A 2,675-nucleotide genomic window follows, 5' to 3' on the forward strand; every position below is an offset into this window, starting at 1 on the left:
TATTTCCACAATCGCGGGTACCGGCGAGCCGATTTGGCGTCGCCGTCGCCAGATCGTTCCCGGGGCACCCCTCGACTGTCGCACGCGGCCCTGAAGTGACCTCGGCGGCTGAACACCTCCAGACTTCGGTAAGAACCAAGGAGGGAGGGCCCGGATGGGCCGACCGATCAAGTATCCGGATGAGTTCCGGCAGCGTGGGCCAGCAGCCGGTCGAGGAACACCAGGCGGTGCCGGGCACCGACGTTGATCGCCCGTTGGCGCGACCGATCGGCCAGTCACGCGTCCTGGCGCGCCTGCCAGCGCGGCCCCCAGCTCGGCGACCAGCTCAGCGAGCACTTCCCGGGACAGCCCGGTCACCCGGCGATCGGCGACCGCGGCGGCACAGGCCAGCGTCCTCGACACCACAACCGTGCCCCGTCCTTCACCGCAGCACGAGCAGGCATCTCGCCAACCATGCACGAGGACGTTAAGGGTTGATATTCGCGGTCTTTTGATGATATACCACCGTCAGGGTAACAATGCAGCCAAGAAGGGACCCACCATGCCTCCACGCCATGGATTGGTGCATGCCGGCGGACAGAACCCACCTAAATCGACCTCGTATGAACAGGGAAGGTTTGGAAGGCTGTTCCCAACGCTTCCCCCGTTTGCCACGGACAATCCCTCTGTCCGGGCGGCGCTCCTTGAAATTGGCAAGAAGGGCGGTCTGATGGATGCCCAGGACACCGGCAGTCCGGTTGACCTCCTTGCGCCAAATACCCCCAGCAACCCCAACAATCCGGACATGACCGCAGGGTTCACATTTCTGGGTCAGTTCCTCGACCATGACATGACTTTCGATCCGGTGTCCAGCCTCCAGCGGCAGACTGACCCGGAGAAGATCACAAACTTCCGGATTCCCGCGCTGGAGTTGGACAGCCTGTACGGCACCGGCCCAGGGGGCTCTCCGCACCTGTACGACCAAACGGTGGATGGCGGGCTCACCAGTTTCCTGGTGGAGGAGATTGCCGCACCGGCGTCAAAAGGCGGAGCACCAAAATTCGATTTACCCCGGAACGGCCAGTTGACCGCTCTTGTCGGGGATCCGCGAAACGACGAGAACCTGATGATTTCCCAGCTCCATCTGGCGATGCTTAGGTTTCACAACGCCGTGGTGGAGCACGTCCGCAGCACAACGGGCCTAACCGTGGCAGAGGAAATCTTCGACGAAGCGCAGCGGCTGGTGCGCTGGCATTACCAGTGGATTATCGTCCACGAGTTTCTGGCGAACACTGTGGGCAAGAACCTGGTGGAAGACATCGTGAAGAATGGGCGCAAGTTCTATAACTGGCGAAATCACCCGTTCATCCCGGTGGAGTTCTCGGCCGCCTGCTACCGGTTCGGGCACTCCCAGGTGCGACCCAGCTACCGCGCCAACTTCGGCCCGGATGGCGGCGACCCGTTCATTGCCATGATCTTCGACGACTCGCTGCTCCCTTCGCCCGACCCGGACGATCTCCGCGGCGGCAGGCGGGCCTCCCGGCGGTTCATCGACTGGCAGACGTTCTTCGACTTCGGGGACAATAACCACCGCCCGAATAAGAAAATTGATACCATTTTGTCGTCACCGCTGTTCGACCTGATTGGCATCGCCGCGGGAGATGTCCAATCGCTGGCCCAGCGGAATCTGCTCCGGCAACTGGCGCTGGCTCTGCCGTCGGGGCAGCGTGTGGCGCGGGCTATGGAAGAGGATGTCCTCGCGGCGAACGACCTGGCCGACCTCAAGCCGTTCCACATGGATACCCGGACGCCGTTGTGGTTCTATGTCCTGCGAGAAGCAGATGTGCAGGCGGACGGAAAGCGCCTGGGGCCGGTGGGAGGTCGCGTCGTAGCCGAGGTATTTCTCGGCCTGCTGCAGGGAGATCACTTCTCCTACCTGCGCCAAGATCCGGGGTGGACCCCCACTCTCTCCACCACCGGCGACTTCTACATGGTAGACCTCCTGAGGATCGCGGGGGTCGTTTCGCCGGTTTGAACCGCCCGGGAATCCGTCCGGACTTTCTCGCCGTCGCCGCGGCGCTCGAGGCCGAGCACCGAGCTCATTCGACCAAGCGGATCCGCGTCGAGCACGGCACCAAACACCTGAAGAACCGGCGGCCCTCGCTCGCCACCTCGGCCGACGGAACCCCCTTGACACCATCCTGCCCGCGGTCGCCGGCCCGGTCTCCAGCCAGGAACGAGCCCTCCGACCAAACCTGCTCGACCGCCGACCGAGAGCTCTGCCGGCCGGCACGGTCAGGTGATCGAACCCGCCCTGCGCAAGGCCAGCGACGGCCCACTGCTATCCATGCACGAGGTCGGAAGTTGTTCGCCGGCGCTGACCAGCCGGAAGTCGGGGGTGGCGTCCGCGTCGGCGGTGGCGCTGTTTCGCCTCCTGCTGGGCTGCCGCCGTGCGGTGCTTCTCGGCACTTCGGGCGGACATCACCAACTGGTCGACGTCGTCCTGGGTCAGCGGTGCGCGCACGCGGTGACCGTAGGGAGTTGGCCGGGAGCCGGGGCGGCTGTCTGCGCGCCGCCGGGGCACCCGGTCGTTGTGGACTGACTCAGGCACGGGCCGGGAGGTGTCCCCGGGACGTGTCACGATGGCTGATCGGGTGGCGCGGTTGGGGGAGATGCGGGTGCAGCAGGCGTTGCCG

At 64.7% G+C, this 2,675-nt stretch carries 1 protein-coding gene; it reads left to right on the plus strand.

Annotated elements, in window-relative coordinates; genetic code table 11:
- Positions 1-709 precede the first annotated feature (709 nt).
- Positions 710-2,014, plus strand: a complete 1,305-nt coding sequence (locus ABQ292_RS26340; protein ID WP_369210660.1) for a peroxidase family protein — start codon at positions 710-712, stop codon at positions 2,012-2,014.
- The last annotated feature ends 661 nt before the right edge of the window (positions 2,015-2,675 follow it).

It is taken from the genome of Geodermatophilus maliterrae, from assembly GCF_041018925.1.
GTDB classification, from domain to species: domain Bacteria; phylum Actinomycetota; class Actinomycetes; order Mycobacteriales; family Geodermatophilaceae; genus Geodermatophilus; species Geodermatophilus maliterrae.